At 43.4% G+C, this 26,816-nt stretch carries 27 protein-coding genes and 1 pseudogene; 9 read left to right on the top strand and 19 right to left on the bottom strand.

The window, feature by feature from the left end:
- Window positions 1-82 precede the first annotated feature (82 nt).
- Window positions 83-937 carry a formate/nitrite transporter family protein gene (locus KW060_RS15030; protein ID WP_249036250.1) on the top strand — a complete coding sequence of 285 codons (855 nt, stop codon included), beginning with the start codon at window positions 83-85 and terminating at the stop codon, window positions 935-937.
- On the opposite strand, the gene KW060_RS15035 is transcribed toward KW060_RS15030, so the two are convergent.
- The 4 genes from KW060_RS15035 to KW060_RS15050 form a co-directional block, all read right to left on the bottom strand.
- A complete protein-coding gene (locus KW060_RS15035; protein ID WP_249036251.1) occupies window positions 921-1,466 on the bottom strand; it encodes a hypothetical protein in 546 nt (181 codons plus the stop codon). The two genes, KW060_RS15030 and KW060_RS15035, sit on opposite strands and share 17 nt — an antisense overlap.
- 147 nt (window positions 1,467-1,613) lie before the next feature.
- On the bottom strand, window positions 1,614-2,249 hold the full coding sequence (locus tag KW060_RS15040; protein WP_249036252.1) for a DUF4919 domain-containing protein: 636 nt from the start codon (window positions 2,247-2,249) through the stop codon (window positions 1,614-1,616).
- Between the two features lie 201 nt (window positions 2,250-2,450).
- Window positions 2,451-3,680, bottom strand: coding sequence for a beta-eliminating lyase-related protein (locus KW060_RS15045; RefSeq protein WP_249036253.1), 1,230 nt, complete (start codon window positions 3,678-3,680; stop codon window positions 2,451-2,453).
- Window positions 3,677-4,882, bottom strand: coding sequence for an aminotransferase class V-fold PLP-dependent enzyme (locus tag KW060_RS15050; RefSeq protein ID WP_249036254.1), 1,206 nt, complete (start codon window positions 4,880-4,882; stop codon window positions 3,677-3,679). The genes KW060_RS15045 and KW060_RS15050 overlap by 4 nt, the downstream gene beginning before the upstream one ends.
- Window positions 4,883-4,948: 66 nt before the next feature.
- Here KW060_RS15050 and KW060_RS15055 point away from each other — a divergent pair, with 66 nt between their 5' ends.
- The gene (locus KW060_RS15055; protein WP_249036255.1) at window positions 4,949-5,845 is read left to right on the top strand and encodes a hypothetical protein; all 897 of its coding nucleotides are present in this window, start codon (window positions 4,949-4,951) and stop codon (window positions 5,843-5,845) included.
- Here the strand turns inward: KW060_RS15055 and KW060_RS15060 are convergent, their stop codons facing one another.
- From KW060_RS15060 to KW060_RS15075, 4 genes are all read right to left on the bottom strand, one after another.
- A complete protein-coding gene (locus KW060_RS15060) occupies window positions 5,846-7,288 on the bottom strand; it encodes a sulfatase family protein (protein ID WP_274757302.1) in 1,443 nt (480 codons plus the stop codon).
- Between the two features lie 219 nt (window positions 7,289-7,507).
- Window positions 7,508-8,287, bottom strand: coding sequence for an SDR family oxidoreductase (locus KW060_RS15065; RefSeq protein WP_249036257.1), 780 nt, complete (start codon window positions 8,285-8,287; stop codon window positions 7,508-7,510).
- Window positions 8,288-8,314: 27 nt separating this feature from the next.
- The gene (locus tag KW060_RS15070; protein ID WP_249036258.1) at window positions 8,315-8,974 is read right to left on the bottom strand and encodes an aspartate/glutamate racemase family protein; all 660 of its coding nucleotides are present in this window, start codon (window positions 8,972-8,974) and stop codon (window positions 8,315-8,317) included.
- On the bottom strand, window positions 8,971-9,666 hold the full coding sequence (locus KW060_RS15075) for a GntR family transcriptional regulator (RefSeq protein ID WP_249036259.1): 696 nt from the start codon (window positions 9,664-9,666) through the stop codon (window positions 8,971-8,973). Before KW060_RS15075 ends, KW060_RS15070 begins: the two co-directional genes overlap by 4 nt.
- A gap of 101 nt (window positions 9,667-9,767) precedes the next feature.
- Between KW060_RS15075 and hydA the strand changes: the two genes are divergently transcribed.
- The 6 genes and pseudogenes from hydA to KW060_RS15100 all read left to right on the top strand — a co-directional run bounded on the left by hydA (window position 9,768) and on the right by KW060_RS15100 (window position 15,630).
- The gene (gene hydA, locus KW060_RS15080; protein ID WP_249036260.1) at window positions 9,768-11,231 is read left to right on the top strand and encodes a dihydropyrimidinase; all 1,464 of its coding nucleotides are present in this window, start codon (window positions 9,768-9,770) and stop codon (window positions 11,229-11,231) included.
- A 13-nt stretch (window positions 11,232-11,244) separates the two neighbouring features.
- Window positions 11,245-12,180 carry a dihydrodipicolinate synthase family protein gene (locus tag KW060_RS15085; protein ID WP_249036261.1) on the top strand — a complete coding sequence of 312 codons (936 nt, stop codon included), beginning with the start codon at window positions 11,245-11,247 and terminating at the stop codon, window positions 12,178-12,180.
- Window positions 12,181-12,217: 37 nt separating this feature from the next.
- A pseudogene (locus tag KW060_RS15985) lies at window positions 12,218-12,898 on the top strand (ABC transporter substrate-binding protein); the annotation flags it as partial.
- 72 nt (window positions 12,899-12,970) lie between these two features.
- Window positions 12,971-13,654, top strand: coding sequence for an amino acid ABC transporter permease (locus tag KW060_RS15990; RefSeq protein WP_420833203.1), 684 nt, complete (start codon window positions 12,971-12,973; stop codon window positions 13,652-13,654).
- Entirely contained in the window at window positions 13,651-14,385 is a 735-nt protein-coding gene (locus KW060_RS15095) for an amino acid ABC transporter ATP-binding protein (protein ID WP_274757303.1), read from the top strand. Before KW060_RS15990 ends, KW060_RS15095 begins: the two co-directional genes overlap by 4 nt.
- Window positions 14,386-14,400: 15 nt before the next feature.
- The gene (locus KW060_RS15100) at window positions 14,401-15,630 is read left to right on the top strand and encodes a cysteine desulfurase-like protein (RefSeq protein ID WP_249036263.1); all 1,230 of its coding nucleotides are present in this window, start codon (window positions 14,401-14,403) and stop codon (window positions 15,628-15,630) included.
- Here the strand turns inward: KW060_RS15100 and KW060_RS15105 are convergent.
- Window positions 15,619-17,493 carry a propionyl-CoA synthetase gene (locus KW060_RS15105; protein ID WP_249036264.1) on the bottom strand — a complete coding sequence of 625 codons (1,875 nt, stop codon included), beginning with the start codon at window positions 17,491-17,493 and terminating at the stop codon, window positions 15,619-15,621. The genes KW060_RS15100 and KW060_RS15105 overlap by 12 nt on opposite strands.
- 198 nt (window positions 17,494-17,691) lie before the next feature.
- Between KW060_RS15105 and KW060_RS15110 the strand changes: the two genes are divergently transcribed.
- On the top strand, window positions 17,692-18,936 hold the full coding sequence (locus KW060_RS15110; protein ID WP_249036265.1) for a methyltransferase family protein: 1,245 nt from the start codon (window positions 17,692-17,694) through the stop codon (window positions 18,934-18,936).
- Between the two features lies 1 nt (window position 18,937).
- Here the strand turns inward: KW060_RS15110 and KW060_RS15115 are convergent, their stop codons facing one another.
- From KW060_RS15115 to KW060_RS15160, 10 genes are read right to left on the bottom strand one after another with little or no spacing between them, the layout of a single operon-like run.
- Window positions 18,938-19,420, bottom strand: a complete 483-nt coding sequence (locus KW060_RS15115) for a hypothetical protein (protein WP_249036266.1) — start codon at window positions 19,418-19,420, stop codon at window positions 18,938-18,940.
- Window positions 19,417-20,172: a hypothetical protein gene (locus KW060_RS15120; RefSeq protein ID WP_249036267.1), complete on the bottom strand. Its 756-nt coding sequence runs from the start codon at window positions 20,170-20,172 to the stop codon at window positions 19,417-19,419. The genes KW060_RS15115 and KW060_RS15120 overlap by 4 nt, the downstream gene beginning before the upstream one ends.
- Window positions 20,169-20,645 carry a type II secretion system protein GspM gene (gene gspM / locus KW060_RS15125; RefSeq protein ID WP_249036268.1) on the bottom strand — a complete coding sequence of 159 codons (477 nt, stop codon included), beginning with the start codon at window positions 20,643-20,645 and terminating at the stop codon, window positions 20,169-20,171. Before gspM ends, KW060_RS15120 begins: the two co-directional genes overlap by 4 nt.
- Complete coding sequence (gene gspL, locus KW060_RS15130) at window positions 20,642-21,649, bottom strand: type II secretion system protein GspL (RefSeq protein WP_249036269.1); 1,008 nt, start codon at window positions 21,647-21,649, stop codon at window positions 20,642-20,644. The genes gspM and gspL overlap by 4 nt, the downstream gene beginning before the upstream one ends.
- Window positions 21,650-21,655: 6 nt before the next feature.
- Window positions 21,656-22,636, bottom strand: a complete 981-nt coding sequence (gene gspK, locus KW060_RS15135; RefSeq protein WP_249036270.1) for a type II secretion system minor pseudopilin GspK — start codon at window positions 22,634-22,636, stop codon at window positions 21,656-21,658.
- Entirely contained in the window at window positions 22,633-23,250 is a 618-nt protein-coding gene (locus KW060_RS15140) for a type II secretion system protein GspJ (protein WP_249036271.1), read from the bottom strand. Before KW060_RS15140 ends, gspK begins: the two co-directional genes overlap by 4 nt.
- The gene (locus tag KW060_RS15145; RefSeq protein ID WP_249036272.1) at window positions 23,247-23,615 is read right to left on the bottom strand and encodes a type II secretion system protein; all 369 of its coding nucleotides are present in this window, start codon (window positions 23,613-23,615) and stop codon (window positions 23,247-23,249) included. Before KW060_RS15145 ends, KW060_RS15140 begins: the two co-directional genes overlap by 4 nt.
- Window positions 23,616-24,068: a type II secretion system major pseudopilin GspG gene (gspG, locus tag KW060_RS15150; RefSeq protein WP_274757304.1), complete on the bottom strand. Its 453-nt coding sequence runs from the start codon at window positions 24,066-24,068 to the stop codon at window positions 23,616-23,618.
- A gap of 11 nt (window positions 24,069-24,079) precedes the next feature.
- The gene (gene gspF / locus KW060_RS15155; protein WP_249036273.1) at window positions 24,080-25,303 is read right to left on the bottom strand and encodes a type II secretion system inner membrane protein GspF; all 1,224 of its coding nucleotides are present in this window, start codon (window positions 25,301-25,303) and stop codon (window positions 24,080-24,082) included.
- A complete protein-coding gene (locus tag KW060_RS15160; protein WP_249036274.1) occupies window positions 25,290-26,816 on the bottom strand; it encodes a GspE/PulE family protein in 1,527 nt (508 codons plus the stop codon). The genes gspF and KW060_RS15160 overlap by 14 nt, the downstream gene beginning before the upstream one ends.

Below are 26,816 nucleotides of genomic sequence, written 5' to 3' on the forward strand. Positions count from 1 at the left end.
GCTGGACTTTTCGTCTGGCGAGTATTAAAATAAGGAAATCCCACCAAGTCATTTAACCACAATGGCATGTTGGGATTTTTTTATGCATAAAGACACCACCAAAGAGTTCGCCGAAGCGGCCGTCATAAAAATCAATTATTACCGCAGCAACCCGATCGGCTTTTTTATGTCGACCATGATGGCCGGTGCTTATGTGGGGATTGGGATTATATTAATCCTAACACTCGGCAATGAAATTGAGCCCACATCACAAAAGCTGGTAATGGGGTGTTTTTTCGGCATCACACTGACGTTGATTGTGTTTGCGGGGGCGGAACTTTTTTCCGGTCACACCATGTATATGACGTTTGGTTTTTTCTATAAAAAAATTGGCGCGCTGACGGTCATTAAAGACTGGATCATCTGTTGGTACGGTAACCTTTTTGGTGCTTTTATGCTCGCGACACTTTTTATGCTTGGTGGGGGTGGCGGCTGGGCGGATGATGGCGCGGCGCTCGTTCATACGCTCGCCTATAACAAAATGAATAGTGGCGTGATAGAACTGATCGCCCGGGCAATAATTTGTAACTGGCTTATATGTCTCGCGATTTGGATGGCATCGAAAACGGTGAATGATACGGCCAAATGTATTTTAATTTTTTGGTGTCTCTTTGCTTTTGTTGCCGCCGGGTTCGAACATGGCATCGCCAATATGACCGTTTTCGCCATTTCCCTGATGGGCGCTCATCCCGAAGGGGTTGATGTCATGGGCATGCTTTATAACCTGATCTGGGTCAGCATCGGCAACATCATCGGCGGCGCAGGGTTTATCGGCGTTGCTTATTTCATGACGTCAAATCCGATATATAAGGGCAAAGCACCGCTTATTGTTGATGAACCGCAAGTGCAGGAAAATGATAGAGTTGTCAAAATCAACAAGCTCAAGAATGAGGGCTAAACCGCATGATATATTGCTTAACCCATTCGTCGGTGCCTTTGGTTTTATAAAACACTTCTTTGGTAAATCCCGCGTCAGTGACATTAATATCCATGATTTTAACGTCAAAATTTTCTTTGCCGCTATACCCGCCATAAACAAAGGTCGTCATGATGCCGTGAGTAAGCTTTGCCTCAAACCGGTGCCAGCGCTGCGCCTTGGCATTCATAAACAGCACATCCCATTTCTTTTCTTTAATGTTGTATGTCCTGATATCGGTAGTAAAGCCACCGTTTTTGGTCGAAAAAATCGTCTGAAAACTTTTACCGTCCGGATGATAGTATGCCTTTACGGTGGCAATATTTTCTAACTTTTTAAAGACGCCGTCGTCACCCCGTATTTCCATTTCAACACGCCACGTCCCCCGCAAATATTCAAACTGCGCAAGCTCCGGAACCGACGCATCCGCCCGTCCATATTCATCTGTCTGGGCAAATGCATGTTGTACGGATAAACATCCAATCAATAAAATCCATTTAAACAATTTCAAAACCAACCTCTTTCCATGTCTATATACCCGTTCATTCACCCACAGAACAGTAAACACAATAATGGTTGTTAATGCTAATGAATTTTGACTCCTGATCCGCCCGTCATTCCGACGAAGGCCGGAATCCAGTACCAAAATGCATTTAACTTATTCAGGAAATATTTTTATAAAATGACTCATTTGCAAATTAACATCAAAATATAAACTCTTTTTTTCATCAGTACGTCTATCCGTAACAGTCATTACGTCGAAAGCACCTAATTCATCTTGAACTAACATTTGGCTATTTCTAATGTATCCGGAAAGTAATAAAAAGGAGTGCACTTCATTTGTGCTAATTGTTTTAAACGCCGTTGCCGGTGTTTTACCATCCCCTGTTTCTGATATAGCTTTTATGAGATTCATAAACTTATTAGCGTGAAAATCGGCCATTTCATTGTTATCTAATTTCTTATGGCAAAAAGATGCATTTAAATGCCCTCTGATATAAATATAATTATTATCAAGCGCCTTATTTGCCTGTTTGATACATTGCTCCCAATTTTCATTTTCCATCGCCTTGGCCATATCCCCTCTTAAACCTTCTTCGATACTATTATAGGGGTTATAGCGTTTTGTTTGGACAAACACTTTTCTGAGTTCACTATAATCTTCTAGCCTATCATCAGCTTTTACTTTTTCGACGAGCTCTAGATATCTATTTTCGGCATGCTCTACATCATACGGCAAGACAACTAAAGTAGTGCAAAAAAAACATAAAATTAGTTTAGTGATAAAACGCATAAGCATCCCCCTAGGTTATGTAATATATATTATCTAAATATAATACTTGCCAACATTATGGCAAAATTACAACCTCCTTCAAATAAAGAAGCTTTTTGGATTGGCACGTTATTCCGTAATGCTAAAATTTTGATGTCCCGATGCTATGATATACCAGAATGATAAAATTCTGTGGATTCTAAATCAAGTTTTGAATGACATCTAGATTTGCCCCATCAACACTTCTCTCACCCGTTTACCCACAGTGATCTCCTGACCCGCCGATAGAACCGTGGCAGAAAAGTTTATGCGACCGCCGGAGAATTTTAGCATGCGGATGCGGATGGAGGGGGTGCCGGTGGCGAGGTAATTAACGAAATCTTCGGGTGTTAATTTGATGACATTCTGGTCCCATTCGAGGTCGAGGTACATTTCGGCGACCATGCCTTCCTCGACAATGATTTCAGATTTTAGGGATGGAATGTCACCAATTTCGGTGATCATTCTTTCGAATATTTCGCGCTTTTCTTTAAAATCATCTTCTTGGCTTGCTTTTAATCCGACCTCAAGCGCGACCATCATGCCGAGATATTCTTCGGGTGCGACCTTCATTCCCCGGCCCAGGGCACGGGAATTGGGTGAATTATTGGCGCGGGCGTGGGCGATATAGTCCGCATTTCCAAGTAGTAACCCCGCGCTATAGGGGCCACGCAGGCCCTTACCACCGGAAAAGCCAACCATATCAAAGCCAAGCTTACAGGCATCCACCACATTGCTTGCCGGTGGCGTCATGGTGGCACCATCAAGAAAGGTCGGGATGTTATATTGCCCGGCAATTTCAAGATAACGGTCCATGGGGATGTTATCACCCGCCGGATTATGATTGGCGAGCAGCCAGAACATCATCGCCGGATTTCCGTTTTCAATGGCGTCGATTAATTCGGCCTCATTTGCCACTTCACGTAATACGGCCCCGGCGGCAATCAGGGCCCGGTCATAGGTATAACGGTGATTTTTTTGAATAATGACCTCGTTCGCCATCCCTGTTGTTGTCGGCAGCATTTCGATTTTTTCTTTATCGCCCCGGGTCATGCAGGCGGCGGAGCCAAGTACCATTGACGCGGTTGCGCCGGATGTCACCATGGCCGCTTCGCAGCCGACCAATTCGGCGATCCTTTTGCCGACGGCGTTATGCAGGTCAGATACTTTCGCCTTATTATATGTGCCGTAGCGGATCGCTTCCGCGACCTCGGGCCGCATACGTGCGCCACCATAGGCGGAATAACCACCCGCCGCATTGATAAAGGGGGTGACACCAAGCTCTTTAAAATAATCGCGTTTGAAAGTTTTGGGTGTTTGATACACCGCTTGCGCCTTTACTGGTGTCGTAATCATTTGACTAGCGGGAATGGAAAGGGCCGCTGCTTTAAGGAGGGTACGTCTATTGGTCATGACTTATCTCCTTTACTGGTTTTGAGTATTTCTTTCACGCGCCTGACAATTATTTTTTCCTCGCCGGGTTTTAACATATGTCCTGTGATGTGTAGCTCCCCAAATGACAGGAACATGGCGCGCAGTTCAATACAGGGGTCCCCGTTTCGCAAATTTAGCTTCATTTCATCCTTGGAAATTTTATAAATATCCTGATCCCAGTTCACATTGACATATGGTTCCATGCCTTGTGCGTCTGCGGTCAATACTTCTGCGGTAACGCCCGGCAGCGCATTAATTTCTGCGGCCATATAGCCGGTGATGCGCATGTAATCACGCATGTCGGCGGCCTCATTTTGTTCTAATGATCTTTCGACCGCGACCATCATCCCTAAATATTCTTCGGGTGCGACCTTCATGGAACGGCCCACTGCGCGGTGATTGGGTGAACCATTTGCCTTGGCGGCATCAATTAAATCTTTCTTGCCCAATAATAATCCTGCGCTATAGGGGCCGCGAAGCCCCTTACCACCCGATAAGCAAATCATATCAAAGCCAAGCTTGACCGTATCCAGCAGATATTGAATGGGTGGTACGGTGGTCGCCGCATCACAAAGGGTTGGAATATTATGGTCCTTGGCAATGTGGATCCAACGTTCAAGGGGTATTTGGCCGTCCATTTTGCGCACATAAAACATCATCGCCGTTTTTTCGTTGATGGCGGCGATCAAGTCATCTTCTGTATCCACAAAGATAAGTTCCGCCCCCGGCACGCGTAAGGCACGGTCATATAAATATTTGTGTGATGATTGAAGGATCACTTGGGTCTTTGTGCTTTCTGGCGGATGGGGCAATGTTTCCAGTATTTCTTTATCAAGACCAGACATGCACCCGGCCGTGCCTAGGATAATTGCCGATGTCGCCCCGGCGGTCACGGCCGCATATTCGCACCCCAGCAATTCTGCAATACGTTTTCCAACCGCGTCGTGTAAATCTTCCATATCCGCTTTATTTTGCACGGCGTAATCCATGGCATCGATTACTTCCGGCCACATTTCTTCGCCCCCAAGGGATGAATAGGGCCCAATGGCATTGATAAACGGCTTTACCCCGAGTTCCCCGTGATAATCACGGGCGAATGTCGGCGCGCCAACCGTTGATGCGCCACTTAATGCATATTTTAAAAATGATCTTCTGCCTGAGGTTTCATTATGATTTGGCATTTTATTTCCTTGCTTTTATAGTTTGACTATAAATGATGTTATGAAAAACACAAATCGGGGAAAGAAATGCTTAAAAAAATAGGATTATTGGGGTGTCTTGCGACGGTTTTTTCTTGTGCGCCAGCGAATAACGAAACCGCATTGAATGATATTGATCCAGACCGCGATGTCAGTTTTTTTGTGATGGTGAAATCCGCCAATTATACGCAGAATGCCGATGACAGCCTGACGTTTCTGAATAATCACATGTTTTCGGAAATATTCTTTAACGAAGGGGCGGTGCTTAATAACGTAACCATTACCCGTGATGCCGATCCCGATAACGTTATGCCGTTTGAAAAGCGAAAAAAAGATTATTATATGGAAGGCGGCCATTTCGATAGTGTCGCGGAATTGGACGCCGCCTATCCCAATGGCGATTACACCATTAATTTTGATATGCAGGGTCGCACCATAAATTCCACCATGAATATCGCCGGACCAAATGGAAATACCGATATCCCCGCACCCATTACGATTACATTTCATCAGGACGGTGAACGTATCCCATCAGGTGAAATTGACGCGGGTAAGCAGCTCACCATTCGCTGGTCTGATTATTCCAATGGTCAAAATGATCCCAAGGGCATTGTTGATGACATGATATTCGTCGTTATGGCCGATTGTTACGGTGAACGCATCACCCATACCGGGTTGCCGTTTCAGGGGGAATATACCAAATGGGACACAACCGAAGTCGTGGTTGAAGCAGAATTTCTAAAAACTGGTCACCCCTATTCCATATTTGTTGAATTTCCGCATGTGGTCGACAGCAGTATTACTAACGGTGTGCCCGGCTTTATGTCATACGCCACCGCCACATATATGGACCTAGTGACACTCGGCCCTGATACATCGGCAAGCTGTCCTGCGGATAAAATTCCAATGGATACCGGACAGACCGATAGAATGGATAAAGAATAATTATTCCCTGAAACCGTTATTTTGCAGATGATCGATGATTGCCTGCATTTGCTGAACTTTATCCGGCATTTCACTTGCCAGATTATTTTGTTCGGATGGATCATCAGATAAATTATAAAGCTGCGGATCTTTCATAAAGCCGCCGTCGATGTCTTTATCAGTTGCAACCCATTCTGCGCGTTTGATACGGTCTGGTGTGGTGGGAACGATATATTTCCAACTTCCCTGCCTTAATGAAATATTGACCACAGATTCTTCGATCATTAATTCACGGCCAGTTTGATCTTTGCCAAGATAAGCATCCCATTGATTAAGGCTATCTTTGGCTTCACCCGTCTCAAGCTTAATTCCAAGATATGATGCAAGGGACGCATATAAATCAATTTGGGATACAAGAGCATTGCTTGTACCTGGCGCAACCTTTGACGGCCATTTTAATATGGTGGGCATGCGTGTGCCTGCTTCATAAGCACTATATTTTCCGCCGCGGTATTTCCCAGCCGGCAAATGACTTCCAAGCCTTTCCACGGCATCATCCATGTATCCGTCATTTAAAACCGGGCCATTATCACTGGTGAAAATCACGATGGTATTTTCCGAAAGATTTTGATTTTCAAGTTCGGCCATGATTTCACCAACAACCCAGTCAACCTGTGCGATAGCATCCCCGCGTGGCCCCATATCCGTTGAACCAACGAAATCGGGGTGCGGCATACGCGGCACATGAATATCGTGATAAGCGTAATAGAGGAAAAATGGGTCATCTTTCGACGATTTTATAAAATCAATGGCTTTGTCATTCAGAACATTCGGGATATTTTCATCATCCCAAAGCGCCTTTTCCCCTCCTGCCATTGATCCAATTCGGGCAACCCCATTGATGATGGTTTCATTATGTTGTGGATCGGCTTGATACCGAACCAGATCAGGACGTTCACTGCCATGTGGCCTGTCACCGATTTTACCAGTATAGCTCACCGATATTGGATCATTCGGATCAGCATTCACGACATGATGCCCTTCCAAATAAACCGTTGGAACTCGGTCCCCTGTTATTGGTAAAAGAAAACTATAATCAAAACCAATCTCGAGCGGGCCGGGCAAAACAGGTTCGTTCCAATTGACATTTCCATCACCAAGGCCAAGATGCCATTTTCCAATTACCGCGGTTTTATAACCCGCTTTTTTAAGCATTTTTGGTAATGTCGGCCTATCGGATGCGATCAAAGCAGGTGCATCACCCTCTAAAATATCGCTATCAATGCGAAAACCGTGTTCCCCCGTTAGTAGCGCATAACGTGACGGCGTACAGGTTGCTGCACTGCTATGGGCGTCAGTAAAATTAATACCTTCTGCAGCAAGCCTGTCGATATGTGGCGTCTTTACTTTCGTAGCGCCATTTACACCAATATCGCCATAGCCCAAATCATCAACATATAACAAAATGATGTTGGGTTTATCCTGTTGAGGCTGTATTTCTGGCTCTTCAGAACAGGCGATAAGGGAAAAAAGACTAAGAAAAAAAATACTCTTTTTGGTGTAAATCATAGTGCTTAGCCTTTTTGTAACCGATTACATGATTATTGCCATTACACCTGCCCCAGTCAATAAAATAAAAAAGGCCCCCAGAAGGGAGCCTTTTCAAAATCTATAATGATTAACTTAAATCACGCCCGGGAAATTACCGCCATCAAGCAGGATATTCTGACCCGTCATGTAACCTGCACCCGCAGAACACATCCAACCACATGCTTGGCCAAACTCTTCCGGTTGGCCAAAACGACCTGATGGGTTTGCGGCCATACGGCTTTTGCGTGCTTCTTCTTCGCTGATGCCTTTTGCTTTGGCTTCGCCAGCAACAACCTGTTCGATACGGTCCGTTTCAAACGGTCCAGGCAGAAGATTATTGATGGTTACGTTATGTTGAACCGTTGTACGGGCAACACCCGCTACAAATCCGGTTAGACCCGCGCGCGCGCCATTAGAAAGACCAAGAACGTTGATCGGCGCTTTAACGGCACCCGAAGTGATGTTTACGATACGGCCGAATTTGCGTTCAATCATGCCGTCAACCACGGCTTTAATTAGTTCAATTTGTGTCAGCATGTTTGAATCAAGTGCTTTGATCCATGTGTCACGGTCCCAATCGCGGAAGTTTCCTGTTGGTGGGCCACCTGCGTTATTCACAAGGATATCCGGATCCGGACAAGCGGCCAGTAATTTTTCACGGCCTTCCGGTGTTGTGACATCACACGCTACTGCGGTTACTTCTGAACCTGTTTTTTCCCTGATTTCCTGTGCTGTTGCTTCGAGCACTTCTGCGTTACGGCCATTGATAAATACATGCACACCGTCACCCGCAAGTGTCATGGCACACGCCTTACCAAGTCCTTTTGATGACGCACAGACAATAGCCTTACGTCCTTTAATTCCTAAATCCATTTTTATATTCTCCTTAAAAATTAGAAATTATTTTGACCCGAGATAAGCCACCGCCATGGAAAGGCCGGCCCAACAAGGATCGATAATCGGTTTATTCAATAAATTTCCAAGCCATTCTTTATGAAGGCCCATGCCCGCGCAACCCAAAATGATTGATTCCGCATTATATTTATCCACAAGCTCTTTTCCCACCTGTTCAATGCGTGGTCTGGCCAGTACTTTGTCTTCCAGCTCGAGAACCCCAAGATTTAAAGCCAAATCAGCAGCCAAGATATCCGTTAACCCCGCACGTTTCACCTGTTCAACATGGCGCGCGATCGATACATCCGATATAGAAAGCATACCAAATTTTCCACCGCTATTGGCCGCAAGATGCATGGCGCTTTCACCAATGCCGAAAACATTCTGATGACCGCGTGCCCGCAATTCCTGAACGCCCGGATCACAAAAACAGGCAATCACATAGGCATCATAATCTGATTTTTCCACATATTCCGGGACCAGTTTATGGGCAAGATGTACATCTTCCGTTGTTTCAATGGCCGCCGGTGCATCATCGACCTGATCAAAATCAATCGTCACATTAAGCAGTTTCGATGGGCCGCTTAATTCTTCTTCCATGCCCTTTGTCACTGAACATGACGAGTTTGCATTCAGCATCAGAATGCGTGGCTTATTTTCATTCATTTATTAAATCCCCAGTGAGAAAAAATACTACTATGTACGTTATTAATATGATTGGCCATTCTTTCAGCTGCCAGCGCACCATCACCCGCCGCCAAGGCATCAAGAATTTCAAGGTGTTCTTTATTGCCCGGATTTTTGCGGTTTGGTAATCTTTCATGATCAAACATGGATGTTTTACGGCGAAGATCCGCGATAAGCTCAACAAGCAGACTATTGTTGGAATTTCTGGCGATAAAATTGTGAAATTCATCATCCGCTTCACGCAATTCTAAGCCAGTCACTTTTTCTTTATCCAACAATTTTTCAATATTTTCGCGCACCTTTTGAATTTCATCCGGATCAATATTTTGTGCCGCTTCTCTTGCTGCATCACATTCAAGAAGTTTCCTGACATGCAGAATTTCCACAAATTCTTTTAATTTAACCTCACGCACAATGACCCGGCCACATGTACGTTCAAGAAATCCTTCAGCCTCTAGTCTATTGATAGCTTCGCGGACCGGTGTCCTAGAAACATTTAATAATTCCGCCAACCTTCTTTCCTGAACGGGATCCCCATATTCCAGTTCACCGTTAAAAATCATGTCACTGATCAGGCTATATGTGCGTTCACCGAGGCTTAACTCCTGATCATTTTCAGAAGCACTTTCGTGATCACTAAATGCTAGGTTTTGACTGGGTTTTTCCGACATAATTGCTCGCTTGATTAAATGGTGTACCGATGGTATACCAACTGAATACCATTTTCAAATAATAAAAATGACATCTAATATAACATTTTGGAATAACGAACATGCAGGCATACGATCTGGTTATTAGAAACGGTCATACCGTTACTCATAAAGAAAAAATTAAACAGGATATCGGTATTAAAGACGGCAAAATTGCCGCGCTTGGCGAGGTCCTCGAAGAAGGCGTACGTGAAATTGATGCAGAAGGTAAATTAATTCTCCCGGGCGGTATTGATGCGCACTGTCATATTGAACAAAAATCATCCACCGGTCTTATGACAGCCGATGACTTTTACAGCGGATCCGTTTCAGCTGCATTTGGCGGCACAACGACATTAATTCCGTTTGCCGCACAACATCGTGGTCAAAGCCTGCGTGAAGTTGTTGATGATTATATGGCCTGCGCCGCACCGAAATCCGTGATTGATTTCGGCTTTCATCTGATCATTTCAGACGCAAGTGACGCGATTATCGGTCAGGAATTACCGGCCATGATCGAAGACGGTATCACATCCTTTAAAATTTACATGACATATGACAATTTGAAATTGGATGATTATGAAATTCTAAACGTCCTTGCCGCCGCCCGCAGGGAACAAGCCATGGTCATGGTTCATGCGGAAAATCATGATGTGATCCGCTGGATCACGGAAAAGCTACTGGATCAAGGACATGGTGAACCGAAATATCACGCCATTGCCCATGCGAGCATCGCTGAAAAAGAAGCAACCCACCGCGCGATTTCCTTGGCGGAACTGCTTGATACGCCGCTTCTTATTGTGCATGTATCATCAGAATCAGCCCTTAATGAAATCAGACGTGCGCAAGAACGCGGCCTTAAAATTTACGGCGAAACCTGCCCGCAATATTTATTCCTAACCATTGACGACCTGGATAAAGACGGAATGGAAGGCGCCAAGTTCTGCTGTAGCCCGCCGCCTAGGAACAAAGAAAATCAGGATATCATCTGGGAAGGCCTTATTGACGGATCATTCAGCGTCTTTTCATCGGATCATGCCCCTTACCGTTTCGACGACACCGGTAAACTTTCCGCCGGTCCTAATCCAACCTTTAAAAAAATTGCCAACGGTGTACCGGGACTTGAAATTCGTATGCCGCTTCTTTTTTCAGAAGGGGTTCAAACAGGTCGCATGGATATTCACCGCTTCGTTGACGTAACAACAACAATTCCAGCGAAAAAATATGGATTATACCCACGAAAAGGCGCCATTGCCGTTGGGTCAGACGCTGACCTTGCGATTTGGGATACTGAAAAACAAGTCACCATCACCGCAGATGCGCTTCACGACAATATGGATTATACGCCATATGAAGGTATGGTTTCCAATGGCTGGCCAACAACGGTTATCAGCCGTGGCCGCATCGTTGTCGAAGACGAGGAATTAAAAGTTGAACGCGGCAGCGGTATTTATCTGAAACGTGACCGTTCGGAATTTGCCAAACCACTTGAAAGAAGGGTGCCGGAAATGGACCCTAAAACAAACTTTAACGCCAAATTATTTTAAAAAGAGCAATAAAATGACAGCATTACTTAATGAAAAAGCCACTGGCGTTTATATCATCGCCGCAACACCGTTTCTGGATGATGACAGTATTGATTTTGATAGCATTGATACCCTTACCGATTTCTATCTGGAAAAGGGGGTTACCGGGATTACAATCCTTGGCATGATGGGCGAAGCACAAAAATTAAGTGCTGAAGAATCAAAAGCGGTTATGGACCGTGTGATCGGCCGCGTTAATGGGCGTGTGCCCGTTGTGGTTGGTGTTAGTAACACGGACATGGATAAACTGGTCGCACTTTCTCATTCAGCAATGGAATCAGGCGCAGCTGGCGTCATGGTTGCGCCATTTGCCGCCCTGGATAGTGATGAAAAAATTTATGATTATTATGTGGCCGTGGATAAAGCGCTGGGCGGCGAAATTCCGATGATTTATCAGGATTTTCCGCTTGCGACCAAAGCACCGATTTCTGTTGATTGCCTGCTTAAAATCATTCGTGATGTGCCGCGCGTCGTAATGCTAAAACACGAAGACTGGCCGGGCCTTTATAAAATTACGGAACTTCGCGAAAAATCAGAAGAGCAAAACATTCGCCGTATCAGTATTTTATGTGGCAATGGTGGTCTATACCTGCCACAGGAACTGGACCGCGGTGCAGATGGCGCCATGACAGGGTTTGCGTATCCGGAAATGCTGGTTGGCGTTTGCAATAAACACGCAAGCGGCGACCGAGACGGCGCAGATGATTTATTTGATCAATATCTGCCGGTTATTAAACATGAACAACAACCTGGTTACGGCCTTGCGGTTAGAAAAGAAACATTGCATCGCCGCGGCGTCATCACATCTGCGAAAGTACGTAATGTTGATCACGCGCTAACGGATGCAGATCATAAGGATTTAAGCCGTTTGCTGGAAAGACTTGCGAAGAGGTTGGCTGCGGTTGATTAAAACGATCCTGAAAATCCTGACGTTTTTGCTGATTTTTGTGCCGGTTTCTTTATCGGCACAAAGTTCAGATGGCCCGATTAACGTCGGCGCTAATATCGGCAACATACCTTGGGAATTTCAGGATACAAACGGCAACTTTGTGGGTTATGAAGTCGATCTAGTAAAAGAAATCGGCAAAAGATTAGGTCGCGAAGTCAACGTCATGAATGTACCGTTTAATGGTCTTTTTTCGGCGGTACAATCAGGACGAATTGACATCGCCATTTCATCCATGAGCATAACGGATGAACGCCTTAAAAGTGTTTCCTTTACCCAACCCTTTTACGACAGCGATCAATCACTCGCAGTACTAAAAGGTTCAAATATTAATACTTTAAATGATTTAAAGGGTCATATGGTCGGGGCTGATACTGGATCGACGGGCGATATTTGGACAACAAATAATCAAGAAATATACGGCATTGCTGAAATCCGTCGTTATGAGGGGCTTGCGCCCGCGATGCTTGATCTGGAAATTGGCCGTATCAAAGGGTACATCAGCGATATTCCGGGATTATTATATTACACACAGGATAAACCACACCTTGAAATTGCCCAACGTATTCCAACAGGTGCCAAATATGGGTTAATGCTTGCAAAAAACAGCCCTTTTGCAGAAGTGGTCAACAATATTATTAGCGATCTTAAAAATGAAGGGTATTTGAACGAACTGCACATAAAATGGTTTGGATCACCCGCAGAAGAGACCACATCCACCGTTCAAATCATGCCAATGCCAGCTTTGGAAACAATGGAACGATTTGATTTTGTTTCCACTTTCCTTAATCAGGATGTGTTTTTACAAGCATGGCCAATGCTTATTGATGGATTAATCACGACCATTCAGCTTGGTGCTTTATCAATAGTCGCGGGTCTGGTTATTGGATTATTTTTATCGCTGATAAGGTTATATGCCCATAACGCCTTAAAACTGATTGTGAAAATTTACATCAATGTATTTCGGTCAATTCCGCTACTGGTATTTTTAATCATCATTTTCTATGCGCTTCCATTCATTGGATTAAGCCTGTCCCCCTTCGCTGCAGCGGCAGTTGCACTAACCATCGTATCAAGTGCTTATACAGCTGAAATTTTTAGAGCCGGCATCGAAGCCATTCCAAAAGGCCAATTTGAAGCCTCACTGGCACTAGGGTTAAGTTACAAGGATATGATGAAAGAGGTGATCTTGCCGCAGGCGATCAAGATCGTTATTCCACCACTGACCAATAATTGCATCAATGTGGTAAAAGATACGGCGCTTGCGTCCGTGGTAGCGATGCCGGATTTATTGAAACAAGCAACACAGGCACAAGCGATAGCCGCAAACCCAACCCCGCTTATTGCCGCGGCCGTAATATATCTGGCCTTTTTATTGCCACTGGTCCTTTGGGTATCAGGCCTTGAGAAAAAATTCAAAGCAGGGAATAAATCATGAGCCTGATCCATTTAAAAAATGTCAATAAACATTATAAAACTTTCCATGCCTTGAAAGATATCAACCTTGATGTGGCAGAAGGGGAAGTCGTTTGCGTGATCGGGCCATCGGGTTCCGGCAAATCAACAATGATTAGATGCATCAATTTATTAGAAGAATATGACCCGTCAGGTAGCATCACAGTAGAGGGGACCAAAGTCAAAAAAGGTAAAAATTTAAAATCGGTTCGTGCGGATGTAGGAATGGTTTTTCAAAATTTTAACCTATTCCCGCATATGACCATTTTAGAAAATGTGACACTGGCCCCGATGAAGATAAAAAGCATTTCAAAAGAAGATGCGAAAAAAACTGCATTTGAATTACTAAGCAAGGTCGGTATCGCTGAACAAGCGGAAAAATACCCCGCTCAACTATCCGGCGGACAACAACAACGCGTTGCGATCGCACGTGCTCTTGCGATGGAGCCAAAAGCGCTACTGTTTGATGAGCCGACATCTGCACTCGATCCGGAAATGGTCAGTGAAGTACTGGATGTCATCCAAAAATTAGCGGAAAGTGGCGTAACCATGATTGTCGTGACCCATGAAATGGGTTTCGCTCGCCAAATTGCAAATCGGGTTATTTTTATGGACGCAGGGCAAATCGTAGAAGAAGGAAGCCCAGCAGATATTTTTGATAACCCACAAGAGGAACGTACACGGAATTTTTTAAATGCCGTACTTAATCACTAAAAAGGAAAATATAAAGTGGCACTAGATATGAATTATGTTCGGGGGGCATTCCCGACTTTAGAAAAAGACTGGGTCTATATGGACAATGCGGGCGGTTCGCAAATTTTAAAGGGCTGCGTCGATAAAATAAGCCATTATTATTACAACCATCATGTTCAGCTTGGTGGCAGTTATGATATTTCACAAGCATCTTTAAAAGCATTTGCAGAAGGCCGTGAAAAAATCGCTACCTTTTTTAATGCCGCACGTGCCGATGAAATGGTATTTGGCCCATCAACAACGGTTCTATTGCAATTTTTAAGTAAAGCAATGGCAAGCCAGTTTAAGCCCGGCGATGAAGTGATTGTGACCATTACGGATCATGAAAGTAATATCGGTCCTTGGGTTTGGCTCGAACAATATGGCGTCACAGTAAAATTTTGGCCGATGAATATGGAAACATATGAACTGGAATTAGACACCCTTGACGCATTAATGACGGATAAAACAAAACTGGTTGCGGTTACGCATGTATCCAACCTGTTAGGCACGATTAATGATGTTAAATCAATTGCAAAATTCGTCCATGATCGCGGCGCGCTTATTTGTGTGGATGGTGTCGCATATGCCCCGCATAGAGCCGTCGACGTTCAGGACTGGGACGTCGATTTTTATGTCTTAAGTCTATATAAAACCTATGGCCCGCATCATGCCGCACTTTATTGCAAATATGACCAGATGAAAGAACTGGATAGCATTTATCATTATTTCTATGGCAAAGATAAAATTCCGGCCAAAATGGAACCGGGCAATGCCAATTATGAGCTTTCGTATGCATCTGGCGCCATCACTGATTACCTGTGCCAGTTAGGTGAAATGGCAGGGTGTACGGGCAGTGACCGTGAAAAGCTAGAAGTCGCATTTCAGGATATCACCGAACAGGAAACAATCCTTTCTGAAAGATTGCTATCATACTTAAGCAAAAGAAATGACTGTACCGTCATTGGAATTTCCGATGGATCAAGCCCGCGCCGTGTGCCGACAATAGCATTCACGGTTGAAGGTCAAGATCCAGAACAAATTTGTCTTGCGATGGATAAATATAAAATCGCTATTCGTTTTGGTGATTTCCATGCAAGACGTCTTGCCGATGAATTGGATATCACAAGTGGTAACGGCGCAGTTCGCGTCTCACTTACCCATTATAATACACTCGAAGAAGTGGATAAGTTAATCAATGCGTTTGATGAAATATTAGGATCCTAACGCGTTTCTAATTTCATCAAGTATCTTCGGATCATCAAGTGTCGCCGGTGGTGTAATATCCTTACCGGCGGCAATACCGCTCATGACACGCCGTAATATTTTGCCTGATCTTGTTTTGGGAAGCCGCGTTACAATCACCGCATTTTTAAAACTTGCAACAGCGCCGATGTCCGCGCGAACCGCGGCAATCGCATCACTTACTATATCCTGATGATTTTTATCAACACCGCTTTTCAATACCATAAAACCATATGGTATTTGCCCCTTTAATTGATCATCCACACCAACAACCGCACATTCGGCCACTTCTGGTAAATTGGCTAGCACTTCTTCCATGGCGCCAGTTGAGAGCCTGTGTCCCGCCACATTAATCACATCATCAGTCCGGCCCATGATGTAAAGATAGCCATCTTCATCCTTATGGCCCGCATCACCGGTTAAATAATATCCCGGATAATCACTAAAATAAGTACTGATCGCGCGATCATTATCCTGCCAGATACCAAGCATTCCACCTGGTGGAAGTGGTTCTTTTACAACGATATTGCCGAGCTCATTTGGGCCCAGTTCATCACCATCATCATTAAAAATACGCACATCATACCCCGGGGACGGCACACTTGGGCTGCCGTATTTAACAGGTAGCGTTTCAATACCCACAAAATTGGCGCAAATGGACCATGCGGTTTCCGTCTGCCACCAATGATCAATCACTGGTACTTTGACATGCTGCTCGCACCATTTTACCGTATCGGGGTCTGCCCTTTCACCGGCAAGGAACAATGTCCTAAAGGCTGAAATATCGTATTTTTTTAACTCTTCTGCGCTCGGATCTTCTCTTTTAATCGCTCTGATCGCAGTTGGTGCAACAAATAACGCATTGACCTTATGTTCCGCAATCACCCGCCAAAATGCACCGGCATCTGGCGTTCCCACGGGTTTTCCTTCGTACATAATTGTTGTACAGCCCCTGATCAGTGGTGCATATACGATATAAGAATGGCCAACCACCCAACCAATATCAGACGCCGCCCAATAAACATCACCGGGGCCCATATCATAAACATTTTTCATGCTCCAATTCATGGCGACCATATGACCACCATTATCACGCACGATCCCTTTCGGTGTTCCTGTTGTACCGGATGTATAAAGGATATAAAGCGGGTCTGTGGCTGCAACATTCACACATTCAGTATGACCTGCTTCGGCCATCATATCGCACCAATCGAAATCACGGCCGTCAAATAAGGCCGCGTCACATTCCGGTCTATCAACAATAATGGTTTTTGCAGCTGATCCGGATATTTCCATTGCTTCATCAAGCATGGGTTTATAAGCAATCACGCGCCCCGGTTCCAAACCGCAGCTGGCGGAAACGATGACCTTTGGTTCTGCATCCGAAATCCGTTTGGCAAGCTCATTTGCCGCAAAACCACCGAATACTACGGCATGGACAGCCCCTAACCGTGCACTAGCAAGCATGGCAATCACAGCTTCCGGGATCATCGGCATATAAAGCAATACCCTGTCCCCTTTATCAACGCCTAATGACCTGAGCATTGACGCACATTTGGACACTTGATCCTGTAATTCTACATAAGATATTTTACGTGACGCACCGGTCATGGCGCTATCGTAAATAATGGCCGTTCTGTCGCCATTCCCTGCTTCTACATGGCGGTCAACGGCATTATAACAAGTGTTGCATTCAGCACCAGGAAACCAACGTGATAGTGGGGCTCTACTGTTATCAAGGACCGTGTCCCATTGTTGTGACCAAGTTATTTCGCTCGCTGCATCATCCCAGAATTTTTCCGGATTATCATTCCACGCTTGGTATATTTCTTTGTAAGAACTCAAGACCCATTTTCCTTATCTTAAAATTTCGCATACTTTAGTGGGGATATGAAAATATACAAACAGAAAATTTAACCTGACTAATTTAGCAAACATTAACTTATAGACAATATACTGCGCGCAGATGATCAGCATAATTAAATGTTATCCTGCTATTTAATTGAAAATAAAAATAATAAAAACAAACAATTGAAAAAAAACATGACGAAAATTTCAGAACGCCCAGTTAGCGATATTAAAGGATCAACCGGATGGATCGGGGTCGTTGCATTATCATTTAGTTTAGCTTTATGCTTTTTCCTTCAGCTACAACCATTTCAATCAATATTTCTTTGTTTGCTTATCACATTGGTGTCTATGGTTTCATGGGATGTATTGGTCAACAAAGTCTATCTAAATGATGAATTTGATTTTTCGAAACCACTGCCCAGATCAGAAACATTTGCCATTGTTAAAACGAAATATGTTGGTTTTCTCGTCCTTGTCGTCGCAATTATGGTCGTTTATTCATCATTTAATTACTATACCGATGAACATTTTGATGCCTATAAATCAGTACTGCAGGCATTCCTTCCAATCATTCTAACCATTGCACCGGTCTATTTCTGGTTAACAACCAAATATATGACAAACCCAAAAGATTCACTTTGGCAATTTGGTAAACTCGTTACTTTCCAAATACACCTTGTAGAAGCTGATAAAATCAAAGGCTTTTGTATGTCATGGACCATTAAGGTGTTTTTCTTTGCCTTCATGGCGTCCTTTATGCCACCGCAAATTTTATATTTTACCAATCATTTTGAACTGGACCTTAGTTCAATCTCGATTACAGAAGCTTTTATGTTAATCAACCGCTACATATTAATTTTTGATATGGCGCTCGGCACGGTTGGTTACATAATGACCTTCAAAATTTTAAACAGTCATATCAGAAGTTCAAATCCTTATCTAATGGGTTGGGTTGCCGCACTTATATGTTATCCACCATTTTCCATTATTGGAAAAGACGAATTTATTTATTATCAAAAAGATACTTTACAATGGCATGAGTGGTTTGCTGGTAATGACACAGCCCTTATTATTTGGGCTGCCATTATTCTGATTTTTACGGCCATTTATTCATGGGCCACAATTGTATTTGGCATCAGATTTTCAAACCTGACCAATCGCGGTATCATTACAGATGGACCGTTTAAATATACAAAACATCCCGCCTATATTTCCAAGAATGTCTTTTGGTGGCTTACGTTCCTGCCATTTTTAACCACATCTAATACGGCAGTTGCAATGCAAAACTGTCTGATGCTGATTATTGTTAATCTGATCTATTATTGGCGCGCCAAAACAGAAGAAAAGCATCTGATGGAAGAACCGAAATACAGGGAATATGTTGCTTATATGGAAGAACATTCATTGATAGCGAAATTAAAAAGAAAATTTCGCTAACTCAGCTATCCATATTACAGCCAAGCATACCTGATACCGGAATTATATTCTGGCTACCGTCCTGACTTTTGATGGTAATTAATCCTGATGGGATTTTAATCCCTTCATAAATATTCTGTGCCGCATCCGGTTTTAATTTAATATCAATAACAGCATCATTCGCTTTATAGCTCTGGCTGGTGAAAAAACCGGGAATGACGCTGCCTTCTACACTGGTTCTTGTTCCCGTCACAGATTGTTGGTTAATCAGGATTGTTGCACTGTCATCTTTTATATTATGTGTGAAAATAAGCGGTCTATTGACCTGTTCCGCCCATAAAAAAGTGATACATTCCCCTTTTTCCATGGATTGCGCCGGTAACGTTGACACATTTTCCGGTGCAGTTGGCTGGGTCGTTTGAAAAACACCGTCGCCACCGCAGGCCGTTAAAACAATCGGTAATGCACCGATCATGATTTTCAACAATGTATTATTTTTGCTCATAAGGAGAATTCCATATTTAATCGCCACTGATTACCGGATTTTTCAAATCCTGATGACTGTAGCATATTCATTAATTGGTCATTACTGGCCATTTCGGGTGGTAGTGTAAAGGATAACAATCCCGACTGTCCATTCTTGCTTACTTCCCCGCGGTAATTTACATCAAAACCATTATCGGATGCTTGCATGGTAAATTGAACTAGCCCGTTTTGGCAGATCCCGTTTCCTGTTAAATCAGGTAAATTCTGGCCCAAATCACCTAGAAGTACTGTCAACAAATTTGATTTCAAATTAAAATCACCGCTTTGACATTGCCCATTTTCATTAAAAATTAGCTTTTCAGACGTCATATGAATTAAGGATTTATGTTCAGGTTGCGAGAAACCCTTAACATTAATGGCAGCACTGGCACTTATATTATTAATTTCTAATATATCGTCTTTAACTTTCACATTCCCTGTAAGGCGTTGATCATGAGAATATAAGTCAAAATCAGCTGCGAAATCACCAACCATCACACCAGAAAACCTTGGTTTTACGTCAAGTTTTTGCCACGTATGACCAGCAATGATTAGATTATCAAAACTAGCATTCCAGAAATCACCGGATTGGTTCATATAATCGACACCACTAGCTTGAAGCTTTGAACCAAGAAAACTGGCGGGCAAATTAATGACTGTAAACAGCAGCAATAGACACGTAAAAATCACGCCTAACATTTTCGTGGATAATTGAGAAAACCTTGAAATCATGAATCAACACTTTCAAATTCAAATTGCCCGCGTAGTGTTTCCTCGCCCGTATTTTTTTGAATTGTTACTTTTACAGGAACATGTCCATATTCATTCTGAAGCATCAATAACCAATTCATCATTTCAGATGTCCCGGCCCGGTCCACCCAAAAGGTAACCGTGTTGTCACGTCCCGGCTGAATTCGGGAAATAGATACACCGGCATTTCGGGACGCATCCGTTGCTGCTTCTCTAATCGGCAATACAGCTTTAATATCTGCGCTTACATTCTGACTTGGCCCCGCAGTAACGGCGAGCTGCATAATGCGTTCATATCTTGCCTTTTCATCGTCCAATGCACGCAACGCATTTTCTTTGCCGCTTATTAAAGGCATTACGAGTAAGACGTAAATTAAAAATATGATGATCGCCACAACCATAATCATCAATGCATTTTGTTCCCGACGCTGAAGCCCATTCCAAAAATTCATCATGGCGCCACCTTCATCAAGCTATAGGTGCTATAGATCATTTCTCCATCCTGGCTACTGCCGCCTTGTTCGACAGTAAACCCGGCCGTTTTTAAATTTGCTTCAAACAAACCTGCCTCTGAAAAATTCATACTGGATATGGTGATATCTACTCGTTCTTGATTACCATCTTGATCATAACTTAAATTTTCAAGCTTGGTTCCTGGAGCATTCGAGATTGCATTAAATACCATATCTGACAGTGATAAAAACCCGGCCTGATTAGATCCGCTACCGCCTTGAGACAAGCTGCGCATTTGTGCTTCAACATTTACAATGCGTGTAACAGTTGGATAGGTTTTCTTAAAAACTTCAATGGAGGCATCAGCATATCTTGTGCGCTCTTCCTCAAATGATGAAGTTGCCATCCAAATCCACATGATCCAAAAAATGAAAACAGTCGCCACCAGCGCAGCAAGTCTTGATGTGATTTTAAAATATTCTTTAATTGGTGGGCGCGGACTATATTCACCTGTTGCAAGCCCAGCCCCTTTCGGCACCCTGCCAAAGGATGACTGTATGGTATGCGCATCACCCGTTACCAGTTCAAGCATATCCATTGGAACCGTAAAACCTGTCCCATCTTTTCTTCTTGCTGATACCTTTGCATTATCGTCTGATTGAACAATATGAATATCTTCGTCGGGAACAGCGATAAAGGCATATTCCGGCCATATCGCATTTAATATAAGCCCGTCCCGTTCTGCCAAACTACGCGCTTCATTTAAGCGCTCTTTATGACAAACAGCCACTAGAGAATGTCCGTTAGAATTTTTGTCAACAACGGCAATATGATTGTCTTCTATACTTCCGGCCACAAGGTCGCTAAGCAAGCCGGGTAAGATTTTATCCAGTTTATTTTCAGAAAAATCCGGTAATTCAAGCACAAAGAAACTGACCCATTCTCCAGGAAGAATGGCAATGGTTTCTTTATTTTCCTGATTGATCTGGAACTTGATTTCAGACATTGATCTTCAAGCCCCTAACTTTCGATTTACCAATTTATAGGTTCCATCATTATTTAAAAATATCATCGTCGAAAGACCAACCCGCACTTCATAAAGTGAAACATCAATCACGATATCATACCGTTTAGGGCGGGTATAAAATTGGCCACGAACCTGTTGATCCAACGTCACACCTTCAAAAAACCGGTGATCCCAAAAACGCGAAACATGATCATATCCGCTTGCTGGGCGTTCTGCGATCATTGTTTCAATTTCCTGAATGTTTCTTGTTAATCCCAGTAATGCCTGGATCAATAACCCATCCCCGGCAGTAAGGCTATTTAAATTAATCGTTGTTTCCATTGATACGGGGTCAACACATGTAAAATATTCTAATGTTTCGATTAATTCCGGTGTATATCCCTCTACCAGACGTAATTCTTTAATATCAGCGATCGGTGCATTTGCAGCGCGGTATGGTACTTCGAGCTGAGAATAATTATAATCTTCTGCACCACCCGGTTCTGGTCTTGTGTCGCTGTCTTGCCAATCGGTAAGCGTTGCCGCCAAATGGGCGGCTGCCTGATTACCAAGCCCTAAATTTTCCAGTAATCTAGTGTACTGTGAAAAGGATGAATAATTGACCTCAAACTTACCATCGCCCGTTTTCATGACAAGTGACGAAAGATTAAAACAATTTGACCTTTCAATCAGCGCCCCATTAATTTCGCCATTTTCTATGGGCAATGTCACTTTCTGGGCATTTTGGTTTTCACCCAGAAAATTCAGAAGATCTTGTTTATCCGCCAATTTTACGGCCTGATCCGCCCCAATAATTTCAGCGGCACGGGCATAATGCCTTGCTTGTGTAATTTGCTTATCCCGAACAGTATTACTGGTATAAAAGCCAAGAATATCAAACATTGCAACCATCGCTGCTGACATCACCGATACCAGCAATAATACTGACATCAGTGCCGCACCATCATTATTTCTTAAAATATTCATGATGATGCCCCTACCTGAAATCGGGTTTTCATTCGGTTTTGGTTATGATCAATTTGACCATTCAGAAGCCATGAGAATTCCACCGCTTTTGGTAATGCGGTTACTTGAGAACTTTCCGCGTTCATCCAATAGGACTGCCATAAATTGCCATTATAAAACCTGATAGAAAAATCATTTATGTCATCAAGCAGGGTATATTCCCGGTATGGCGTATCAACTGTTGCTTCGGGACGGTCATAAACGCGCCTTACAAGTGTTTCATCATTTAACCAATATTCGATCGTTTCAACGGGTGAAACACTATCATCCACTTTGGACAGTTCGTTATTGCCGCGTGTCAAACGCATCAAAAGCTTGTTCGTTTCTTTACCGCTTTCAGCAACAAAAAAACCTCTGTTTAATGTCTCTCTTAAATCTACACGTAGATAATCTCTGGTTTGATCGATTTCTTCCATCGCGCCCATTTTTGAAGAAAGAACACGGTTTGCATCGGCAAAATTTGTCATGATGCCAAGCGTAATCATCGATACCACTGAAAGCAGAAAAACAGCAACCAGTGTTTCAACAAGGCTGAAGCCCTGTTCATCTGATAATATATTTTTACTGGTCGTCATGAGGTTTTCCTAAACCCTGTCAGATGATAGAGCACTTTATCCTGATCCACGCGTTTAACCGTAAGCGATATTGTGATCAGTGGTGATTGCTCACGAACCACCGCTTGCCAGTCAAACCCAATACCACCCTGAAATTCTTCGCCAGAAATTGTTCCCGGTAAGGGCGGTAATTCAGCCGCCGTGAAATCAGTCATGATGTTTTCAGCAACAATGCTTGCGTATCCTCTTTCGCTTAAATCAGCCGATGATTTTATCGCGGTTGATTGTGAAGCAATCATCGGCAAAAGTGCCAATGAAATAATTGCTATCGCCACAATCAATTCCAGCAATGAAAAGCCATCATCCTGTTTAAGCGTATTGAACATTTACGCGCCCTCGTTCCAATTGCCGATATCCAGATCAAGTCCTTCGCCGCCTAATCTGCCGTCAGCCCCAAATGAAAACACATCAAATGCACCATGTTCGCCCGGGATCAAATATTGATATTGTTGTCCCCATGGGTCCTCAGGAAGTGATCTGATATATCCTTCGCTTCTAAAGGCATTATTATCCGGTGCATTTACAAGGCCTTCTAAACCCTGCTCCATGGATGGATATTTCATCTGGTCCAGACGGTACATTTCAATTGCCTGCGAAATCACACGAATGTCCGCACGTGCTTTTTCAACCATGGCACGGTCCTGATTTGGCAATACATTAATCACAACCACGGTGGTCAATAATCCCATGATCACGACAACAACCATCAATTCAATTAATGAAAAACCATCTTCATTATTTAAATGACGTGTGAATATATTTTCTCTTTTCTTCATCATAAATCCTAACTCTACATAAGCACCAGATTGTTAAGCCGCATGATCGGCAACATTATCGAAAGAACAATAAGTCCAACCATCAATCCCATGATCACAACGATCGCTGGTTCAAGAAGGCTCATGGCTTTTTGGGTAAAACTGTCAAATTCGCGTTCAAGATAATCCGCAATTTTCAGCAGTAAAAACGGAAGCTTTCCGCTTCGTTCCCCCATTGAACACATATAAACAAGAAGCGGCGGAAAAATTGATACACGTTTTAATGATACGGATAAGGCCTGCCCTTCCATAACACCTGTGTATACTTTATCAATCGCGTTTCTGATCACCTCATTACGGACGATTTCTTTTGCTGCCTTGATGCTATCCGGCACTGGACTGCCGCCATCAATTAATGTTCCCATGGTTCTGGCAAATCTCGCACTTGATACGGATAATATCAACTTTCCAAGAACCGGCGTTTTCAGCAAAGCGCCATGCACAGATAATTTTAAAGCAGGGTTTTTCATGGCATAAAAATATGAAAATATGCCCCCCACAACCAGAATGATCAGAAACCCACCATAATTCAAAAGAAAATCCGAAAAGGCAATCACCCCTTTGGTAAGAGCCGGTAATTCCGCGCCAATATTTTCAAATTGCGAAACGACCTTTGGCACAACAAACGTCATCAAAATCACAAGTACAGAAAGGGCAACCACACTTAAAACGGCGGGGTATACCATGGCCGTACTGACCTTGTTTTTCATTTCTTCGGATTTTTCATTATAATCCGCAATCCGTTCCATGATATTGCCAAGATCGCCTGATGCCTCACCCGCGCGTACCATGGCACGGTAAAGAGCCGGGAAACTGTTCTTTTCTGACGCCATGGCTTCTGATAGTTTTTTACCTTCAGAAACCTGAACCCGCAATCTGGTCATGGTTTCTTTCACCACCGCACTATCACTTTGTGCTGATAAGGCAACGAGTGCTTCTTCCACAGGGGTGCCGGCACTTAACATGGTCGCAAGCTGTCTTGTTACCATTGTCAGATCTTTGGGCTTAATGGATTTCGATGGCTTTAAATTAAATCCACCGATGGAAAAACCAACCTTATCCTTTCCCAATATGACGTTAACCGGATATAACGATTTTGAACGAAGTTTTTCACGCGCCTCTCGTAAGCTGTCAGCGGCAATCACGCCCCTTTTTGCCTTACCAGACCTATCCAATGCTTCATAGTTATAAGCTGGCATTGTAATCTTCCCGTAAATTAGAAACGCGCAACACTTCTTCCATGGTTGTAATTCCGCTTAAGATCAAATCACGACCACTGTCAGCGAGCCTTGGTGCCTCTTTAAAGGCCAGTTTTTCAATTTGCTGTTCACTGGCCCCTTCATGGATAAGGGTCTTAATTTCTTCTGTAATAATGATCAGTTCATAAATGGCGGTTCTGCCGCGGTATCCTGTATTGTTACAGTCCTGACAACCCACCGCCTGACAAGCCATTTTGGCATCACTTTTCTCTACACCCATCTGACTTAAGAAAGCGGGCGTTGGCTGAATTTCCGTTTTACAACTGCTGCATAACTTTCTAACCAAGCGCTGCGCAAGAATCCCTTTAATGGATGATGAAAGCAAGTAACGCTCTACACCCATATCAAGTAATCTTGAAATCGCCGATACGGCACTGTTTGTATGAACCGTTGATAAAACCAAATGGCCCGTCAAGCTCGCTTGAACCGCCATTTCGGCCGTTTCCATATCACGAATTTCACCGACCATGACGATATCCGGATCTTGACGCAAAATTGATCTAAGGCCACTTGCGAAAGTCATACCCACTTTTGAATTAACTTGTGTCTGGCTGATGCCCGGTACCGCATATTCAACCGGGTCTTCCACGGTCATAATATTACGGGTTTGATCATTTAAAAGCGCAATGGATGCATATAATGTTGTTGTTTTACCAGAACCCGTTGGACCAGTAACAAGCACAATACCATTTGGTTCCTTAAGCACATTTTCAAACCGCCCTAACGTTCCACTATCAAGCCCAAGATCGCTAAGTTCAATTAACGCCGTTTCCGTATCCAATAAACGCATCACAACACGTTCACCAAATCTTGTTGGTAAGGTGGAAACACGAACGTCATAAACCTTATCCCCAAGGGTAAGCGATAATCGGCCATCTTGTGGTGTGCGTTTATCGGCAATATCCAGTCTTGCCATTACCTTAATACGCGATACAAGGTATGGTGCAAGTTTTGCGGAAAATGTAGCGAGTTCTTTTAAAACACCATCAATACGCAGGCGGGCGATCACTTCGTTTTCATAAGGTTCCAGATGGATATCTGAAGCACCTGACCTAACTGATTCACTAAGCAGTGAATTAAGAAGCCTGATCACCGGCGCATCATCATCACCCGCAAGTAGATCAGCCGATTTTTCAACGCCTTCAAGAATGGCATCCAAGTCTTCCTGATCATCATCAGATGACTGTTCAATTTCTTCTTCTAAAATAAGATTTGAAAAGATAACCGAAAGAAGTTCACCGAATTCTTTTTCTTCAAAATTTCTGGTTTCCTGAATGCCGCTAAAAACTCGCATTACTTCTGGTATCATGTCACGATTAACTTCCGGACCAAGGCATAAAATACGTCCAAGATCATCTTCCGCTATAAGGATACTGTTTGCCTTTGCAAAGCTATATGGCAAAAGGTGAGGGTCGCGATATGATTCAACCGGTATGTTGTTTTTCCCCATCAT

This window comes from Pseudemcibacter aquimaris (genome assembly GCF_028869115.1).
Classification (GTDB): Bacteria; Pseudomonadota; Alphaproteobacteria; order Sphingomonadales; family Emcibacteraceae; genus Pseudemcibacter; species Pseudemcibacter aquimaris.

What these genes read in the sequence shown, in the direction of transcription:
- KW060_RS15030 (WP_249036250.1), top strand. Translation starts at nt 83, where the DNA reads ATGCATAAAGACACCACCAAAGAGTTCGCCGAAGCGGCCGTCATAAAA.
- KW060_RS15040 (WP_249036252.1), bottom strand. Translation starts at nt 2,249, where the DNA reads ATGCGTTTTATCACTAAACTAATTTTATGTTTTTTTTGCACTACTTTA.
- KW060_RS15045 (WP_249036253.1), bottom strand. Translation starts at nt 3,680, where the DNA reads ATGACCAATAGACGTACCCTCCTTAAAGCAGCGGCCCTTTCCATTCCC.
- KW060_RS15050 (WP_249036254.1), bottom strand. Translation starts at nt 4,882, where the DNA reads ATGCCAAATCATAATGAAACCTCAGGCAGAAGATCATTTTTAAAATAT.
- KW060_RS15055 (WP_249036255.1), top strand. Translation starts at nt 4,949, where the DNA reads ATGCTTAAAAAAATAGGATTATTGGGGTGTCTTGCGACGGTTTTTTCT.
- KW060_RS15065 (WP_249036257.1), bottom strand. Translation starts at nt 8,287, where the DNA reads ATGGATTTAGGAATTAAAGGACGTAAGGCTATTGTCTGTGCGTCATCA.
- KW060_RS15070 (WP_249036258.1), bottom strand. Translation starts at nt 8,974, where the DNA reads ATGAATGAAAATAAGCCACGCATTCTGATGCTGAATGCAAACTCGTCA.
- KW060_RS15075 (WP_249036259.1), bottom strand. Translation starts at nt 9,666, where the DNA reads ATGTCGGAAAAACCCAGTCAAAACCTAGCATTTAGTGATCACGAAAGT.
- hydA (WP_249036260.1), top strand. Translation starts at nt 9,768, where the DNA reads ATGCAGGCATACGATCTGGTTATTAGAAACGGTCATACCGTTACTCAT.
- KW060_RS15085 (WP_249036261.1), top strand. Translation starts at nt 11,245, where the DNA reads ATGACAGCATTACTTAATGAAAAAGCCACTGGCGTTTATATCATCGCC.
- KW060_RS15990 (WP_420833203.1), top strand. Translation starts at nt 12,971, where the DNA reads ATGGAACGATTTGATTTTGTTTCCACTTTCCTTAATCAGGATGTGTTT.
- KW060_RS15095 (WP_274757303.1), top strand. Translation starts at nt 13,651, where the DNA reads ATGAGCCTGATCCATTTAAAAAATGTCAATAAACATTATAAAACTTTC.
- KW060_RS15110 (WP_249036265.1), top strand. Translation starts at nt 17,692, where the DNA reads ATGACGAAAATTTCAGAACGCCCAGTTAGCGATATTAAAGGATCAACC.
- KW060_RS15115 (WP_249036266.1), bottom strand. Translation starts at nt 19,420, where the DNA reads ATGAGCAAAAATAATACATTGTTGAAAATCATGATCGGTGCATTACCG.
- KW060_RS15120 (WP_249036267.1), bottom strand. Translation starts at nt 20,172, where the DNA reads ATGATTTCAAGGTTTTCTCAATTATCCACGAAAATGTTAGGCGTGATT.
- gspM (WP_249036268.1), bottom strand. Translation starts at nt 20,645, where the DNA reads ATGATGAATTTTTGGAATGGGCTTCAGCGTCGGGAACAAAATGCATTG.
- gspL (WP_249036269.1), bottom strand. Translation starts at nt 21,649, where the DNA reads ATGTCTGAAATCAAGTTCCAGATCAATCAGGAAAATAAAGAAACCATT.
- gspK (WP_249036270.1), bottom strand. Translation starts at nt 22,636, where the DNA reads ATGAATATTTTAAGAAATAATGATGGTGCGGCACTGATGTCAGTATTA.
- KW060_RS15140 (WP_249036271.1), bottom strand. Translation starts at nt 23,250, where the DNA reads ATGACGACCAGTAAAAATATATTATCAGATGAACAGGGCTTCAGCCTT.
- KW060_RS15145 (WP_249036272.1), bottom strand. Translation starts at nt 23,615, where the DNA reads ATGTTCAATACGCTTAAACAGGATGATGGCTTTTCATTGCTGGAATTG.
- gspG (WP_274757304.1), bottom strand. Translation starts at nt 24,068, where the DNA reads ATGATGAAGAAAAGAGAAAATATATTCACACGTCATTTAAATAATGAA.
- gspF (WP_249036273.1), bottom strand. Translation starts at nt 25,303, where the DNA reads ATGCCAGCTTATAACTATGAAGCATTGGATAGGTCTGGTAAGGCAAAA.
- KW060_RS15160 (WP_249036274.1), bottom strand. Translation starts at nt 26,816, where the DNA reads ATGATGGGGAAAAACAACATACCGGTTGAATCATATCGCGACCCTCAC.